This window comes from uncultured Helicobacter sp. (assembly GCF_937906905.1).
In the GTDB taxonomy this organism is placed as follows: domain Bacteria; phylum Campylobacterota; class Campylobacteria; order Campylobacterales; family Helicobacteraceae; genus Helicobacter_B.
The window spans coordinates 94,583-111,026 of the sequence record NZ_CALERY010000011.1 but is presented as its reverse complement, the minus strand read 5'-3'; the positions used below and the strand labels follow the sequence as shown (position 1 = coordinate 111,026).

The window sequence follows — 16,444 nt, the reverse complement described above, 5'->3', positions numbered from 1 at the left end:
TCACGCATTGTAGCACGGATTGGCTTAATCGCTAATACGCTAGATTCTCGCAGGTGGCATGAGATTCTAGCGTGCCTAGAATCTAGCCCGAGATCCAAGCCGATCCCACTCTAAAACTATTTGCATTACTTTAAGCCATGATACAAGAAAGATACACTACAATGCGCGCTCTAGATTCCACCAGCGCTAGCTGGATCTCCTAGAATCTAGCTTCTTTGATTATTGCTTTATCTGCTTTGACGGAGTATGGCGCAGCCTGATTAGCGCGCACCCTTGGGGTGGGTGAGGTCGTGGGTTTGAATCCCGCTACTCCGACCACGAGTAAAAGCATCTCTGCTAGTCTTACAAGTTTTACGCTACAAAAAACTCGAGATTATCTGTATCCCATGCACCATTTCTGCCATGCCTAGTGCATTGCCTACTGGGTAAAAGCTTGCGCGATAGAGCAGATCTATATTCACGGGGAAAAACTTAAATCCCGCCAATCCCACCTCGACATAGCCACCAAGCGTTTGACTCTCTCTGGCGTGCGTGATAAGCATGCCTCCGCCAAGTGCAAATGAAAATAACCCATCATTTGGTGGATTCCATGAATGCACATAGAGTATGGCACCAAGCGCGTGCGTGGAAGCATAGGAGCCAGAGTAGAGATATCTGCCACGCACACCAATATCTACATCGTTTAAAAATAAGTAATTCCACCCAGCACTCGCGCCCAGACTTAGCCCCATTGCTCCGCCGCTTGGGGTGTTTAGATCGATACTTGAGCCTAAATGAAAGCTTGCGAGTTGCCACAAATTCCCTAGATAGCTTGTGCGATCGCGTGTTTTCTCATCAAGTGCAGATAGTGGCAGGGCTAGGAGAAGTAAGAGTGAGATAATCCATAAGCGGCTCATGTAGCTTCCTTATGAAACCCTAGGAGATGTCTTTGGTAATCGTGCGTAAATAGCCATTTTCACTAAGCATTACATAGAGCATTCCTAGCACTTCCTTTTTGTCCTCATCGCTAATGCCAGAATCATCAATGCGCTGCTTCAAAATCCGCTCAATTTCTTTGGTGTCATAGTCTAGGTCATCGAGCACATCAAGGATATTTTGCGCTTCAAGCAGGTTTTCTATCTCATAGCCTTTGTTTAAATCATCATCAAACACCACGCTAAACTCTGTGGGGTGGGTGAAGAGATTATGCCGCATACCTAGCACCTCTTGATACGCCCCCACTAAGAAAAATCCTAGGAAATACTCTTCACTCATCACATCGACATCGTGCAGATATAAGGGCTTTTTGGCATCAAAGGCGATCTCGCCATCGCTATCACAGGTAATATCCCACAGACTCGCACTTCTAGTGGGGCGGCGGTTAAGCCTATCTAGGGGCATTACAGGGAAGTTTTGCCCAAGCCCCCAATAATCTGGCAGGCTTTGGAAAAAGCTGCAATTAAGCAAATACCGCTCTTGGACTTGCTCTTGGATTCTAATAATGTCATTGTGGTTTTTGTGCTTCAAAAGCTTTATGACTTTTTTGATGATTAAATGCACGAGAATCTCCGTGTTTGAGCGATCGGTTAAATCAATATAGCCTAGATCAAAGAGTGTTAATAGCGACTCCATATGATCGAGGCTATCGTGCAAATATTCAATGGCGTTTTTTTCACTTAAGCTTTGGTAGAGATCGAGCATTTCAGCGATTAGCGGTGGGTTGCTCTCTTTCAAGCGCAGGGCTTTTTCATCATACTCTTGGCTAAAGAGCTCTAGCACAGGCGCGACCAAAACAGCGTGGTTTGCCGAGACAAAGCGACCAGATTCTATGAAAATATCTGGCTCTTTTTCTTGCTTGTTTCGCACGATTTCTTTAAGCGAGAATACGACATCGCCACTAAACTCGCTTAGCGTGTAGTTGCGATCGTTGCTCCCCTCGTGCTGGGTGTATTCTACGGCTAATCCACCGCCGATATTCACACAAGTGAGATTTTTCGCCCCCATTTTGCGCAGCTCCGCATAGATATTGCCCACTTCGCGCAGGGCTTTTTTGAGCGGAGAAATATCGCTGATTTGACTGCCTATGTGGAAGTGGATCATCGTAAATTGCGCTAGGAGCTTGGAGTCCTCAAGCCGCCGTATCGCTTCTAAAAGCTCCGTAGAAGTTAGCCCAAATTTAGCATTGATCCCGCCAGATTTGCCCCACACGCCTGTGCCTGTGCTGTGCAGCCTGATACGCAAGCCGATATTAGGATAGGGCGCGCCCAGCTCTTTAGCGACTTGAATAATAGATTCTAGCTCGTTTAAGCCCTCGATTGTTAGTGTGATGTCATACCCCATTTTCGCAGCAATAAAGCCTAGGGAAATCATTTCTTTGTCTTTGAAGCCATTAACTGTGATTGGCGAGTGTTCATTGGTGTAAGCCATAGCCACGATAAGCTCGGATTTACTGCCTGCCTCTAGCCCATAGCACAGCCCTTGCACGCAGTCCATAAGGGGCAGCACAAAGTTTGGCATTTGATTGACTTTGAGCGGGAAAACAGCTTTAAAAGAGCCGGTATAGTGGTATTCATCAATGGCGGTTTGAAAGGCGGTAAAGAGCTGGGTTATTTGCTTGTGGATTAAGTGCGGAAAGCGCACAAGCAAGGGACCTTTATAGCCTCTCTCGCGGATTTCTTGCACAATCTCAAGCAAGGAAGGCTTATGCTGATAATTCACTTTCACTAGCCCATCTTCGATAATAAAATCATCATTTGACCAATATTTAATCCCATAATCCACCATAGCACACTCCTTCCAGGGCTTTAAGCAAAGGCAGCATTATACAATGTTTAGTAGCTTTTGTATGTTGTGCTATAAGTTATTGTTGGGGTTGATCCATAGCATTGTGGGCTTTGAGCTAATCCCCCAATTTTGTGGATGATTTTCTTGGATTTCAAAGACTATTTTGCACTCTAGATTAAAAGGCGCGCATCGCAGGTCAATATTTCTGCATTGTGTGGGTAAAATATTTTCATTTACGCATTGCCCAATATCGTTTGTGATAAGGGCGTATTTGTATTTATAAAGATTATCAATAAAAGCTTGTATATGTGTATTTGGCAGGTGTTGCAAAACATCTTTACATAGAATCAAATCTGCGCTAGGAAGCTTGCTAAAATCGCCATCATAGAGCGTGAAGCTAATGTTTTCTTTAGTATAGGCTTTGGTATTTGCTTCAATCACGGATTGAGCGACATCATAACCATAATATGTGATGCCGCTAAAATCAATATTTTTAGAAAATTGCCAATCCCCACACCCAGCATCAACAACACTTGTTATGTTGTGTTGTTTGAAAAAATCTTGTAAAAACGCGACATAACCCTTGCATAGATTCTCGTTTGATCCGCTGCCAGAGCCATTGCCCCACCAATTTGTCTCATAGACGACATCAAAAAGTGTGTTGAGATTCTTGGCATTTTGCTTCAAAAGTAGCGTGCGGATAAAGCGCACTTCATCGGCGAGAGAGGCTATCCCCCCCCCCGATTATCCTGTCCCTATAATGCTTTAGCGTATTTTTAATACGAGTTTTCATGGTTTGCTCCTTGAGAATTAGAATAGCCGCTCATTATATCAAGTTTTACTGCATATGAGGCGGTTGTTTGGGCTGTCTGCCTTGTGCCCTATGCGATAGAGGCGGGGTAGAATCGTCTGGGGCTAGCACTCGTCTAGCATGGCTTTGTGCTTTAGTATGGTGGCATCTGGCGCGCAAAGTATAGGCACAAGCATGAGGAGTAAATCCGCCTGGCTTATGGATCTAATCACCGCTAGCAGTGTAGATTGGTGATAAGCGGATTCTAGTTTGCCTTGATTGATGATAATGCTAGGGTGGCAAAAAGTAGCTTGATATAATTCGGTGGTTTGGAAGTGAGTATGCGATGTGAAATTACAGATAGCTTGACTAATTTGTTTGGCTAGACTTCTGCTCTTTTTGGATTCTTTTTAGTTCTTTTTCAAACTTTTTCCTGCGTAGTAGTGGGAGTTTATCAACAAATAACACACCATTAAGGTGATCCATCTCATGTTGGATTGCGATGGCAAGCAGACCATCGGCTTTTAACACCTTCTCCTCCCCGAAGCGATTTTGATACGCTACACTTACCTCCGCGAAGCGCTCGATCTCCTCGTAAAATCCGGGCACCGAGAGGCAGCCCTCCTGATAAAGGCTTGCGCCTGTGGCATTGATAAGAGTGGGATTGATGATTTCAAGCCTATCTTCTTCATATTGCTCCCCGTCTTCTCGAGGAAGCGTGATGATGAGCGCACAGATAGGTTTTGCTACCTGTATGGCAGCTAGTCCTATGCCATTTGTGGCAATCATTGTCTCATACATATCATCAAGCAGTGCATGTAGATTCTCATCAAACTCCCACACTTTCTGCGACTTTGTCTTAAGCCGCTTGTCTGGGTATTTAACTATCGGCAGAATCGCCATTGATGTCGTCCTGTTGGTAGATTTTGCAGTGCTGTTTCTCCTCTAGGGCGATTTTGAGCGTGGAGAGACAAGCGCTTAGAGTCTCTTCGATCGATCGTTCGGGCATGATTTTAGCGATACTTGAGGTAATATCTAGTTGTAGATTCATGTCTGCGACAAACACATCTGTCGTCTGTGCGGCTTGATAGAGTAGCACACATAGCTCCTGGGCTTCAACGATATCGGAGTATTTAAGCAGTATCCCAAACACCCCATCGCCCATATACGCGATGAAATCGCTTGTTTGTATATGCTTTTGTAAGAACTTAGCCATAGTTTTAAGCAGTATCCCAAACACTGATGACTCTTGTCCAATCTCATGCGAGAGGCTTTGTGAGAGGGTAACATAAATGAGCACCGAGGAGTGATTAAATTCCATACAAAGTTTTTGCTCTTTTTGCAGCACTGCGATGAAATAACTTTTGTTATATACATCAAGATTGAGGTCATAGACAGAGTTTTGACTGATTTGTTTGAGGTTTTTATCTGTTTTGGCATAGAGATCGCGGATTTGGTCAAGCTGCTTTGAGGTGATATTGGTTACCTTAGTCATATCGCGTATGAAAAAATCCATCACATTCCGGAGGGTGAGCTTGTTGTCCGCTTGTTCAGCCTCTTTGGTGTATTGTTTGATGACATTTTCTGCGATGAGAAAATTTTGATATACAACGCTCATGCAGCTTAGCACCTGTTTAATGATCCGCAGGCTCTCTCCAACGGATTTTTCAAAGATTAGTGCGCGATTTTCAAGATCAGATTGCATACGCATGATTGCGCGGATTTTCTCGCGGACACTAGCAGATTCTTTTTGTAAGAGCTTTTCGAAATATAAGCGGTAGTTGGAGGGCAAGCACGGGAGAGATTCTGACTGAAGCATGTGGATGGCGGTCTCCGAGAGTCTGCCCACCACCCCGATGACATCTTCATTATCGCCACTGCCTGGCGCGATGTCAGCATGCACATCGGGATTGATTCCCGAGAGAAAAGGGTTCGATCCTATGTCAGATGCTTTTTCTTGCTTGTTGTCCATTTTTGTCCTTGTTGCTTGCTCTAGGTTATGGCACTACTTAATGCTTTTGGTGAGAATCTTATCCACAATCCCATATTCTTTAGCTTCTTTGGCACTCATGAAAAAATCTCGCTCTGTGTCTTGGGCGATCTTTTTGAGCGTTTGCCCAGTGTTGCTAGCCATAATCTCATTAAGCACTGATTTGAGCCGCAAAATCTCTTTGGCTTGGATTTCTATATCTGTGGCTTGTCCTTGCGCACCGCCAAGAGGCTGGTGGATCATAATGCGAGAATTTGGCAGAGAATACCGCTTGCCCTTAGCTCCACAGCTAAGCAAAAACGCCCCGGCACTCGCTGCCTGCCCTATGCAAATCGTGCAAATATCTGGGCGGATATATTGCATCGTATCATAGATACTAAACGCGCTTGTGATAACGCCACCGGGGGAGTTTATGTAGAGATTGATATCTTTCTCTGGATCTTCTGCTTCTAGGAATAATAATTGCGCGACAATGGAGCTTGCTACCATATCGTTGATCTCCCCACTTAGCAAGATCACGCGATCTTTGAGTAGCCTTGAGTAGATGTCATAGCTGCGCTCGCTGCGCCCTGTCTTTTCAATCACATAGGGGATATAATTCATAAGTTTAGACCTTTGATTTTTAGGATTTAGTAGCCTTTGGTTTGGCGGCAGGCTTTTTGGATTCTGTGGCTTTTGGTTCTTTTGCCTTTGTGGCTTTAGATTCCGCGCTTTTAGATTCTGGTTTAGCGGCTTTTGTGCTCTTAGGTTCTGCAGAATCTTTTGTAATCCCTGCTTTTTCATCTAGCAGTGCGATAAGCACGCGATCTTCTATCATCGCCATTTTGACCGCTGGGATAAGGTTGTTACTGCGATAATACTCGAGCACCTCTTTTGGATTTTGACCTTGCATCATGGACTCATAGTAGATTGCCGACATGACCTCGTTATCATTGACGCTAATCCCGCGCGCCTTGGCAATGGCATCGACAAGGAAAGTGATTTTCACGCTTTTTTGCGCTTCATCGCGGAAGCTCTCGCGCTTCTCTTTTGCTTTTTGTGGATCTTGCTGGTAGGTTTTGAGCTCATTTTCTGGGATTGTGGAAAGCGCATTGCGGAATAGCACATCCATTTCGCGCTCGACAATCGCATCTGGCAGGTCAAAACTATAACCTTTATCAAGCGCTTCTAGGCATTTTTGTTTCATTTCTTCATTGTAGTGGCGGTTTTTCATTTCGCCTGCAAGCTCTTCTTGGAGGCGGGATTCTAGCTCAACGAGCGTAGCATCATCACGCCCTAGAATCTTTTGCGCTAGCGCATCATCAAGGGCAACTTTCGCACGATCTTGGATTTTGTTGATTTTGACCTTAAAAGTTGCTGGCTTGCCTGCGAGATTGCTAGCGTGGTAATTCTCTGGGAAATTGACTTCTATATTTTTTTCATCACCGATTTTTGTGCCAATAAGTGCTTCTTCAAACCCTGGGATAAACTGCCCACTGCCAATGGTGAGATCAAAGCCCTCTGCCTTGCCACCTTCAAACGCTACGCCATCGACAAAGCCCTCGAAGTCGATATTGACGATATGTTCTTTTTTCACAGATTTGTCTTTGGATTCTATGAGATCGCCTTGCATGCTTGCGATTCGCTCAAGTCGCTCTTCTATGTCTTTCTTGGCAGGGGTTGGGATTTTAGGCGCAGGGATCTTGGATTCTAGCCCTTCGAGACTAAATTCTGGGATAAGCGAAATTGTGATCTCGACATCAATATCACTTTCGCCTTTGTCAAACTTCGTGATAAGCGGATCGCCGATAAGCTGGGCTGGGGTTAGCGATAGCTCTTGTAGTGCGGCATTGAGCATTTCTTGCACGAGTTCTTTTTGCGCATCTTGCTCGAGCTGGTCCTTGTAGCGAGACTTGACAATATGCACAGGTGTTTTTCCAGGGCGAAATCCTGCGATTTTAAGCGTTTTAGCTGCCTTTTGTGCGATAGATTCTAGTTTGTGTTCTAAATCTTGTAGGGCAATTTTGCCTTTTGCTAGGGCGTTTGCGGCGTTGGTTTTGGAGGTTTGGAGATTCATGCTATTCCTTTCTATCCTTAAGCTTTTTGGGTAAATATCGGCATTTTAACGAAAAATATCTAAAAAACATTATAAAATTCCTCGAACTTTGCTCGCTCTTTACCTTTGCAAGGGCTTTAAAGGCATAAAGAGTTGGCTTGAGATTCTGCTTATTGTTAAGGAAAGCAATGTCGCTCCACATACTTAAATCCAAACTCGCCGCACGCCCCAATCTCTCGCCGCAATATGGGCTTATCACCAAAATCACGCCCACAATCATTTATGCTAAGGGTATTAGCCCATCTGTGGGCGATATTGTCAAAATCACGCATAAGGATTCTAGTCAATCGCTAGGGATTGTTACGCTAAGTGAGGGGCAGAGCTTTGGCTTTAATCCTTTCTCTTTCGTGGAGCATTTTGGGATCAATGATGTTGTGGTGATTGAGAAAAATGGCTTGACTTTCCCTATGGCAGAATCTATGCTTGGGCGTGTGTTTGACCCACTTGGCACGCCCATTGATGATAAGCCCCCACTGCTTAATGCCACGCATTTGCCCATCATCACGCCGCCCATTCGCGCGCTAAAGCGTGGCATTATCGATGAGGTCTTTGATGTAGGGGTGCGATCAATCAATGGACTACTTACTTGTGGCAAGGGGCAGAAGCTTGGGATTTTTGCTGGATCTGGTGTGGGCAAATCCACGCTTATGGGAATGATCGTGCGAGGCTGCAAAGCTCCTATAAAAGTCATTGCTCTCATTGGTGAGCGGGGGCGAGAGGTGCCGGAGTTTATCCACAAATCTCTAGGCGGCGATCTTAGCAGCACTGTGCTAATTGTCGCTACAAGCGATGATTCGCCGCTTATGCGCAAATATGGGGCGTTTAGTGCTATGGCAGTGGCGGAGTATTTTAAATCTTTGGGGAATGATGTGCTGTTTATTATGGATTCTGTTACACGCTTTGCTATGGCGCAGCGAGAAATTGGGCTAGCCCTAGGAGAGCCGCCTACAAGCAAGGGCTATCCACCTTCTGTGCTCACACTTATGCCCCAGCTTATGGAGCGAGCAGGCAAGGAGGAGGGCAAGGGCTCTATCACAGCATTTTTCACCGTGCTTGTGGAAGGCGATGACTTAAGCGACCCCATCGCCGATCAAGCGCGATCAATCCTTGATGGGCATATCGTGCTAGAGCGAGCTTTGACAGATTTTGGGATTTATCCGCCTATCAATATCCTAGCCTCTGCTTCGCGTGTGAGTAATGACATCATCACCAAAGAGCATAGAGAGCTAATCCAGCAATTCCGCCGCTACTACGCGTTGCTAAAGGACAATGAGATTCTCCTGCGTATCGGCTCCTACCAGCACGGCAGCGATGTGGAGCTTGATTATGCGCTAGCGATAAAGCCTGTTATGGAGGAGTTTTTAAAGCAAGCTGAAGAGGAATCAATCTCGTTTGAGAATACGCTCATCGCGCTTGCAGATGTGTTTGCCAAATCGCACAAAAACCCACAGCAAAATCCTCAAATAGAATCTTGATACATAGAGATGAGAATCTACCTGCTGATGATTGTTAGCTTGCCATAGCGTGAGATTTCTTCCATAGCACGAGCAAGATCGAGTGTCTCGAGATGGCGACTTAGGCTTGCAAACGCACCATCGGGGATCCCGCCTTTGTCTCCTGCTTCAAATAAAATCCCCATGCGCCCGCTTTTTCCTAGCATAAATTGCTGCACTGCCTCCATAAGCTTGGCTAGTGCTTCTGGTATCTTTGCTTGCTCAAGTCCATGGAGCTTATAGAAATCCTGCTTGGATTGTTTGGATTCTGCGAGCGTATAGATATCATCGCCTAGGGTTTTAGACTCAAGAAGCACTTTTAGACGAGTGATAGTGGAAGTGTGATCAAGTAGCTTGGTCATGCTTTTTGGGGTTTGGATATGATTGCTAGAGCCTAGTGATTCTAGGGTATTTTGGAGTGCGTCATACATCGTGGCACTATATATCATGGCATATATCGCAGGGATATTGTGCCCGGCAAAATCTTTAGCGCGGTCGATTCCTGTGATCTCGATTGTGAGTTTTGTGTCATTTGGCGCGCGTAGTTTTGTCTCTAGGGCACTCTCCATGTAGTCGTTTTTTTGTTTTTTGGTGGAGTTTTGGGTTAGCATTATGGAATCTGGGAGAAGAGAGCAGGCGAGATTTGCGCGCTTCTGCCATGTTTGGTGCTTTTTTGTATCTTGGTGGATTTCCCGCGCTTGCGCCGCTAGATTGCGGAAAATCTCATCGCAAGGCGGAGTGAGTTTAGATTCTAGCTTGGCTTGTGCATGTTCGTCTTTTGTGGCTATGGTATATCGCACATCGTGTGCTAAATCCATGCCCAAGAAAGCGATGGATTTTGTTTTGCAAGAGAGATTATCATCTTCGCCTTTGCATTTGTTGCTTGTGATTGTAAGCCTATCTCCAGCAAGCGCCAGCATAGGCGTTATAGCTAGCGTGTAGAATTCGCGGAATGGGAAGTTTTTTGCATTGACTTGACTTGGATTCTCTAGCGCTTGCTTTAGCTCTAGCCGATTGCTAGCATAGAGGCTCTGCGCGCCAAATAGCACGGCAAATAGCACGGACATATACTGCGCTAAGCGATGGGCTGGGTGTGCCGCTGGGGCTTGGGGAGCTGTGCTTTTGGCGTGCTGTGTGAGTGGCGTTTGTCGCTTGGGTGTGTGTGGTTGCATTTGTATGCTCCTTTTGGTAGATCTTGGTATTATACGCGAGCATTATTGATTTTGGCTTGAAAGATTTTGTTGGATTTGGCTTAGGGGGGGGTGGGAGAAAGATTTTTGTGATTTTGTATTGCTGGTGATTTTACTTAAAGGTGTGTGATGAGTGAATCGATTTTGAGCATTATTGATTCTACGGAGTATTTGGATTCCAAGATATTAGAAAATCTTAGACGGGAGCTTTTTGCGATTATTGATTTAATGCAGAATCTGGATTCTAGGATTACAAGAGAGGGCTTGGATTCTGGAGATTTGATATGGAGTTTGGCGTCGGGTTTAGCACAGGATTTGAAGAATTTTAGTAGGAGAGAAATTGAGCTAATTTTCGTCGGTGAGCAAGAGATTTGTGCGCTTAATGCAGGACATCTTGGGCGCGAGTATGCCACAGATGTCCTAAGCTTTCCAATCATGCAGGAGTGGGTGGCTGATGTGGATTCTAGCGTAGAATCTGGTGTGGAGGATTTGGGCGTGCCTTGCGCGCCACTTGGATCTATTGTCATCAATCTCCCGCTGTGTGTGCGTATGAGTGAGAAACTAGGTCATACACTTGCGCAGGAGATCTGTCTGCTTTTTGTGCATGCTTTGCTGCATTTGCTGGGCTTTGATCATGAGCGTGATAGTGGCGAGCATCGCATGCTAGAATCTACCATCATCACGCTTGCCAAGCTTCCGCCAAGCCTCATTGATCGCAGCAGCGAGCCGTGCTCTTAGTAGGGGAGAGTGCTTAGTGTGCTAGGCTGGTGATGATGTAGTGCTGGGACTCTGGAGTAAAAGTTGGCGTGGGATTTAGCGGGGGTGTAGGGATTGGCTTATGAGAGATTAAGCAAATTTGAGCTAGAATCCCGCATTCGATCGCGTAGCTCAGCTGGTAGAGCACTACCTTGACATGGTAGGGGTCGTTGGTTCAAGTCCAATCGTGATCACCATCTGTTTTTTAGATTTTGTCTTGTTCTTGCTTGGATTCTGCGATTTTGTGGGGTGTTAGCTCAGCTGGGAGAGCGCGACGCTGGCAGCGTCGAGGTCAGGGGTTCGATCCCCCTACACTCCACCATAGTTTGTTTTCTTTTACATGCGTCTATAGCACTTGTGTAATGACTATTAAATCTTCACTTTTCCAAAACTTCCCAAATACACAATAATTCGTATCCAAGTTAAGCAGCGATTCCAATAGTTAAGCGAGAGAACACAGGCATGCAGATATGGGCGATCTTTCAATGTTGAAAATAGTTTGGAATTTACCCAGTAAGAACTATCGAGCGAGATAAGAAATTGATTGATAGTTGTTTGCAAGCTCGATAAAGTGGGTTCAAAGCGTGATTCTAGAAGCATTAGAGCAATGAGATTATTACAAAGCCTTTGCGCGATTTGTGGCATAAGGGGGTTGTATGCTCTTAGCTTGTCTGCAAGGTCTGGCAGGGCTTTAACGATATGGGCTAAATCTGCGATTTTTTTATCCTTAGCGCGCAGATTTTGTGTGATAGAGCTGCTATTTAGGCAGTAGATATAGAGCCGCTTATTTATGCTTACATAGCTCTGGGCTAGTGCTACAATGACAAAAAACTTCAGCATATCCTCAGCCATTGTGAGTTTAAGAGGGATAAAATCCTCCATAAAAGGTAAAATCTGCTTGATAAGCGTGGTCTTGTAGCATTTATCCCATAGGGTGAATTTTGGAAAATGATAGCTTTTTAGGAAAAAGTTCTGCGCGATTTGGTGGTTTTGCAATGGCTTTTTACTAAAGCGTGTAGGCAGGATATAGCGCATTTTGTGTAGGATGTTGGCTATGGGGCTCGCGTTTTTTGCGCTTTGATAGGTCGGGTGGAAGTGGATAATATCTGGCAGGTTTTCTAGACTCTGTATTGTATTTTGAGTGTTAATCTTAGATTTTAATGCTTGGCGATAAATTATCTCGCAGGCATTGGGTGCTAGGTAATCATCTGCATCCAAAAAAATGGTATATAGCCCTAGGGCAGATTTTATGCCTGTGAGTCTTGCGCCAAATGTGCCGAGATTTTTGGGATTTTTGATAATGCGAATTTTGCTATCTTTATCTGCGTAGTCTTGCGCGATGTGTATAGAGCTATCACTTCCGCAGTCATCTATCACTAGGATTTCTATCTCGCGCAAGGTTTGGTTTATGCAGAATTCTAGACAGCGAGCAATGTAGGATTCTACATTATAAGTGGGGATAATGATGGAAAAGATCGGTGTGCTTTGGAGCGACTTTTGTTCTTTGTCGGGGTTATTTTGAGTGTTATAAAAAATGCTAGGCGGCATAGAATCCGCCCTGTGTGAGAGCTAAAGCACTTGTAGAATATGTGGATCTAGGCTGCTTGACATCGCATGTGTAATCAATGCGTGTATGATCAATCAGGCACGATGGGACAAAGACAATGATTGCGCTAGATTCTAGTGCCCCCCCCCCTATCAGTATATCGTTAGAAGCGTATTTTGTTATTAAGAGCTTATTGATTGATTGTAGCAAAGAGGTTTCATAATGGTCCCAAGTATAATGTCTCTTAATTAGATCTTTTGCGTTTTGCTTGATATGTGAATACAAATTTGCATTATCAAAAAGATTATTGATACCCTCGGCCATTGCTTGTGGCTCATCAAAGACAAGCAAATGTTTATTATGTTTGGCTTGTGAGATGGGAGAAGCCCCTAAAGTAGTGGTAAAGACAATTTGCCCGAGTGCCATCGCTTCAAGGATTTTGTTTTGTATGCCTCCCCCAGTTTGCATGGGCGCAATACTTGCCATGCAAGAGGCGATAGGAGTATGCACATCCTCTAAAAAACCTGTGATCTCAATCCTATTTGGAAAAGAGATTTGCATCTTTAGAAGCTCCTTTGTAGGGTTTGTGCCAATGACAAGGATAGAAATTTCATTATGTAGCAAAGGTAAGACATTTTGGATAAACCAAAATATCGCATCGATATTAGGGCGATAGTTCATTTTGCCACAAAACGCAAGTGTGTGTTTATATTTATATTGCAAGCTGGGGTTTGCGGCTACATCAAAAAGTCTAGAATCCACTCCGTTTGGTAGGCAAGCTACTGCGCCATAGGGCTTGTAGTATGAAGCTTCTGCGTGATTAACAAAAAGGCTTAGGTCATAGTTGCTTACGCATAGTTGCTCGTATTTTTGCAATCTTTTGGTTTCTAGAGTATAGAGAATTTGATAGATTGGAGATTTTGTTTTATGCTTGGATCTTAGGTAGTGCAAATAGATGGAATCTACTATATCCAAGACTTTAATTGCGCGAGTTCGAAGATTTAGCACATAAGGAGAAGTGCGCACAAGAGTATTTATGATAATATTACAGTGTTTTGCTTTATCTTCAATCTCTTGTGCCACATCGTTGAAAAAATAATAATGTACTTGTAATGGCATGGGTGAAAGGAGATTTTTAAATACAGCTAAAAAATGTTTATATCTTGGTTTAAAAAACACTTTATAGGTTACAAAATATTTTTTACAAAATATTTCTTGTTCTGGTTGTAATGGTTGATTGGTTATGCATACGAGATGAAGCGAAAAATGTTTATATAAAATATTGATAAGATGATAGCTTTTAAGCTTATCTCCACCTATTGGGGGATAGGGGAAGCGCGAAAGTATGAGTAGCAAAGAGGGCATAGGCATTATTACTCCATCGTCGGCGTTGAAATCATAGTGGAAGCACGCACACAACCGGTCCCTCCTCCCATTAGGCTTGCGCGCGTGTGATATGAAACTTGTCTTTTGTGTTCTGACCGCTGATTTTATAGAGCCTATGCTTTAAAATAGCTTTATAAATCAGTAATATGGTATAATGCACGACTCTGTTTGCTTGGACAGATGCTAAAATCAATAGGGAGATGGTGAGTGATGGTGCTGGAAGGGAAAAATAGCATTTTGCTTCGCATGCTGATTGCAGTTGTATTGATATTTTGTTTTGTGATGATGGAAAATCCAAGCCTTATTTCAAGGTTTGCTGACATTAACATACAAACTTTTTATTTGGGTAAAAGTATTGTGTTTGTATTATCATATTTTGCCCTATTTGTAGCGCTTGTGTTGCTTTCCCTGAGTGTGTCATTTTGGAAGTATGTGTTTGTTATTATACTGGTCATTAGTACTTTGTATGTTGATATTTTTTATAGGGCTAGTGGCAAAGTGATGGAATATATTGACTTTATCATTTTATATCAATCAAAAAATAACCTGTTTGATGCACTTAGCATGTATAGCACTGAGATTGCAAAAAGTCTATCTCGCTCTATTTTACTGCTTTTGGGGTTTGTCATAATGCCAAGCATGGAATTGAGCGGGTGTTTTAGACAAGTCTCTACAGAAGGTGTAAGTTCATTGAGTAATACTTTATTGCGGTGGGGGGGGTATAATTTGTCTTTTAATAGTTTTTAGCACAGTTGTTTGTATTTATAGGCAGGGTGCAGCGACCAACAAACTTCCTTCCACAATAAACCCTCCAGCATTGGCCCTAGCTTTTTTGTATGATAGTCTTATCAATCCTCATCCAGCTTTTTCCTATACAACCGAACTAAAACCATTTGCCAAATCACAGTTCACCCATATTGTTTTGATTGTTGATGAAAGTTTGAGAAGTGATTATTCTCCATTTAGGCGTATTGAGATACCTTGTAGCTCTGCATTAAAAGCGCTTGATTATGGTAGTGCTTTTTCTGCTGGTAATTGTTCCCATACTAGCAATATCGCATTAAGAAAGGGGTTTAGGAGTACAGAAATGGCAAACGATTTCTATTCCAACGCTTTTATTTGGAGCTATGCCAAAAATGCCGGATTTATTACATATCTTTTTGACGCACAGAGTGGGGGTATGGGGCATGATTTTTTTACCCAAGATGAACTTAAATTGGTCGATCACAATATATCCAACACATCAATTCTGCAGGATTTAGATATTCTGCAATCTTTAGATTACCTCGATGATGTCCAACGAAGCTTCACTTATATTATCAAAAAAGGTTCACATTTCCCATATCGTGCTCCGCAAAGTTTTATAGATTCAGCAAGTAAAATGCAGTTAGATTCTTATACTTTGAGCCATAAACAGCGTTTGCTTTATCTTGCCAATGTGCAATATCAAAGTGATGAATTTTTTAAAGCTTTACTTGCACGAGAATATAAACAAAAGGTGCTTTTTATTTATACATCTGATCATGGGCAAAACCTTTTTGATGTCCCTGGTCTTACACATTGCACTTCTTCCGGTGAGCCGTATTTTGGTGAAGGACAGGTGCCTTTAGTAATTTTGAGTAATGGTGATATATCTCGGCTTGGTATGCATTTGGAAGAAAATTACAACAGGGCATCCCATTTTAATATTGTTCCAACAATTTTGGAAGCTATGGGTTATGATGTGCAGTCTCTTTTATACATAGGGACCGATTCTCCACTGACTGAAAAAATCCAGCCTATAAATGGATTTTTCTATGGGATTCCATTTTCTAACTTTGGCAAAGAGCCATTTTTTTATCGATCTGAAAATCAGGCAAAAACCCATTCTATAATGACATTAGGGACTAATGTTCCAAATTGCAAATAAAACTCATTGGGCGTACATGGTTTTTGTCGTCGAAGTCATGGTGTGAAGATGGGCTAAGTAGCTTTTATGTAAGCTGAAATATCAAAATTTGGACTGTTTATTGGAATTTGTAAATTAAACATGGGTTACAATGATGGCGCAATCTGCTTTCAGCTAGTAGCAGGGGGCAGTCTTATTTTTTAGACTTGCCACCAGCATATCGGCTTATCTCTTGTATAAGTATAATTGATTAAACAAAGTTTGGTTCTTTTGGAGTGCGGTGCAAAACATCAGTGTAGGCAATTATTATGGGTGTTTTAGATGTATTTCTCTCTGCTTAGAAAAACGCATATTTCTTTCTCTAGTTTGCCAATGTAATTTAGCATTGGGAGCTACAAAGATGGACTAGATAATCAGGGTTGGCTTTTGTTGAATATGTGGAATATTTGAATTCTAAGCAGTAAAAAGGTTTGTTAGAGTATTGTACAGAAAATTTGTACAGTTATTTTGTGGAGAGTGACAAGTATTTAGTACGATTGCCTCAATA

General features: G+C 43.1%; 15 protein-coding genes and 3 tRNA genes. 7 read left to right on the top strand and 11 right to left on the bottom strand.

Going from position 1 to position 16,444, the window contains the following annotated elements; genetic code table 11:
* Positions 1-240: 240 nt before the first annotated feature.
* Positions 241-318 (top strand) — tRNA-Pro (locus tag Q0171_RS03180).
* Between the two features lie 38 nt (positions 319-356).
* Here Q0171_RS03180 and Q0171_RS03175 read toward each other — a convergent pair.
* The 7 genes from Q0171_RS03175 to tig all read right to left on the bottom strand — a co-directional run bounded on the left by Q0171_RS03175 (position 357) and on the right by tig (position 7,599).
* Entirely contained in the window at positions 357-896 is a 540-nt protein-coding gene (locus tag Q0171_RS03175) for a hypothetical protein (RefSeq protein ID WP_299326712.1), read from the bottom strand.
* A gap of 19 nt (positions 897-915) precedes the next feature.
* Positions 916-2,763, bottom strand: coding sequence for an arginine decarboxylase (gene speA, locus Q0171_RS03170; RefSeq protein WP_299326711.1), 1,848 nt, complete (start codon positions 2,761-2,763; stop codon positions 916-918).
* A gap of 69 nt (positions 2,764-2,832) precedes the next feature.
* Positions 2,833-3,474, bottom strand: a complete 642-nt coding sequence (locus Q0171_RS03165) for a class I SAM-dependent methyltransferase (RefSeq protein ID WP_299326710.1) — start codon at positions 3,472-3,474, stop codon at positions 2,833-2,835.
* A 448-nt stretch (positions 3,475-3,922) separates the two neighbouring features.
* Complete coding sequence (gene def, locus Q0171_RS03160) at positions 3,923-4,456, bottom strand: peptide deformylase (protein WP_299326709.1); 534 nt, start codon at positions 4,454-4,456, stop codon at positions 3,923-3,925.
* On the bottom strand, positions 4,434-5,525 hold the full coding sequence (locus Q0171_RS03155; RefSeq protein ID WP_299326708.1) for a diguanylate cyclase: 1,092 nt from the start codon (positions 5,523-5,525) through the stop codon (positions 4,434-4,436). Before Q0171_RS03155 ends, def begins: the two co-directional genes overlap by 23 nt.
* Positions 5,526-5,558: 33 nt before the next feature.
* Positions 5,559-6,197 carry an ATP-dependent Clp endopeptidase proteolytic subunit ClpP gene (gene clpP / locus Q0171_RS03150; RefSeq protein ID WP_299326759.1) on the bottom strand — a complete coding sequence of 213 codons (639 nt, stop codon included), beginning with the start codon at positions 6,195-6,197 and terminating at the stop codon, positions 5,559-5,561.
* Positions 6,166-7,599 (bottom strand): trigger factor, encoded by a 1,434-nt coding sequence (gene tig / locus Q0171_RS03145; protein WP_299326707.1) that lies wholly within the window; start codon positions 7,597-7,599, stop codon positions 6,166-6,168. The genes clpP and tig overlap by 32 nt, the downstream gene beginning before the upstream one ends.
* A 167-nt stretch (positions 7,600-7,766) precedes the next feature.
* On the opposite strand from tig, the gene fliI reads away from it, so the two are divergent.
* Complete coding sequence (gene fliI, locus Q0171_RS03140) at positions 7,767-9,113, top strand: flagellar protein export ATPase FliI (RefSeq protein WP_299326705.1); 1,347 nt, start codon at positions 7,767-7,769, stop codon at positions 9,111-9,113.
* Positions 9,114-9,130: 17 nt separating this feature from the next.
* On the opposite strand, the gene Q0171_RS03135 is transcribed toward fliI, so the two are convergent.
* Complete coding sequence (locus Q0171_RS03135; RefSeq protein WP_299326703.1) at positions 9,131-10,303, bottom strand: hypothetical protein; 1,173 nt, start codon at positions 10,301-10,303, stop codon at positions 9,131-9,133.
* 147 nt (positions 10,304-10,450) lie between these two features.
* Here Q0171_RS03135 and ybeY point away from each other — a divergent pair, with 147 nt between their 5' ends.
* Entirely contained in the window at positions 10,451-11,059 is a 609-nt protein-coding gene (gene ybeY / locus Q0171_RS03130) for an rRNA maturation RNase YbeY (protein ID WP_299326701.1), read from the top strand.
* A 13-nt stretch (positions 11,060-11,072) separates the two neighbouring features.
* On the opposite strand, the gene Q0171_RS03125 is transcribed toward ybeY, so the two are convergent.
* Entirely contained in the window at positions 11,073-11,225 is a 153-nt protein-coding gene (locus Q0171_RS03125) for a hypothetical protein (RefSeq protein ID WP_299326700.1), read from the bottom strand.
* Between Q0171_RS03125 and Q0171_RS03120 the strand changes: the two genes are divergently transcribed.
* Together Q0171_RS03120 and Q0171_RS03115 are read left to right on the top strand one after the other, a co-directional pair.
* Positions 11,199-11,274 (top strand) — tRNA-Val (locus tag Q0171_RS03120). The two genes, Q0171_RS03125 and Q0171_RS03120, sit on opposite strands and share 27 nt — an antisense overlap.
* A 49-nt stretch (positions 11,275-11,323) precedes the next feature.
* Positions 11,324-11,399 (top strand) — tRNA-Ala (locus Q0171_RS03115).
* A 47-nt stretch (positions 11,400-11,446) separates the two neighbouring features.
* Here Q0171_RS03115 and Q0171_RS03110 read toward each other — a convergent pair.
* Together Q0171_RS03110 and Q0171_RS03105 are read right to left on the bottom strand one after the other, a co-directional pair.
* A complete protein-coding gene (locus Q0171_RS03110) occupies positions 11,447-12,625 on the bottom strand; it encodes a glycosyltransferase family 2 protein (RefSeq protein ID WP_299326698.1) in 1,179 nt (392 codons plus the stop codon).
* Positions 12,615-13,499 carry a glycosyltransferase gene (locus Q0171_RS03105; protein WP_299326696.1) on the bottom strand — a complete coding sequence of 295 codons (885 nt, stop codon included), beginning with the start codon at positions 13,497-13,499 and terminating at the stop codon, positions 12,615-12,617. The genes Q0171_RS03110 and Q0171_RS03105 overlap by 11 nt, the downstream gene beginning before the upstream one ends.
* A gap of 717 nt (positions 13,500-14,216) precedes the next feature.
* Between Q0171_RS03105 and Q0171_RS03100 the strand changes: the two genes are divergently transcribed.
* Positions 14,217-14,756, top strand: coding sequence for a hypothetical protein (locus Q0171_RS03100; RefSeq protein ID WP_299326694.1), 540 nt, complete (start codon positions 14,217-14,219; stop codon positions 14,754-14,756).
* Positions 14,757-14,841: 85 nt separating this feature from the next.
* Positions 14,842-15,918: a sulfatase-like hydrolase/transferase gene (locus Q0171_RS03095; RefSeq protein ID WP_299326692.1), complete on the top strand. Its 1,077-nt coding sequence runs from the start codon at positions 14,842-14,844 to the stop codon at positions 15,916-15,918.
* The last annotated feature ends 526 nt before the right edge of the window (positions 15,919-16,444 follow it).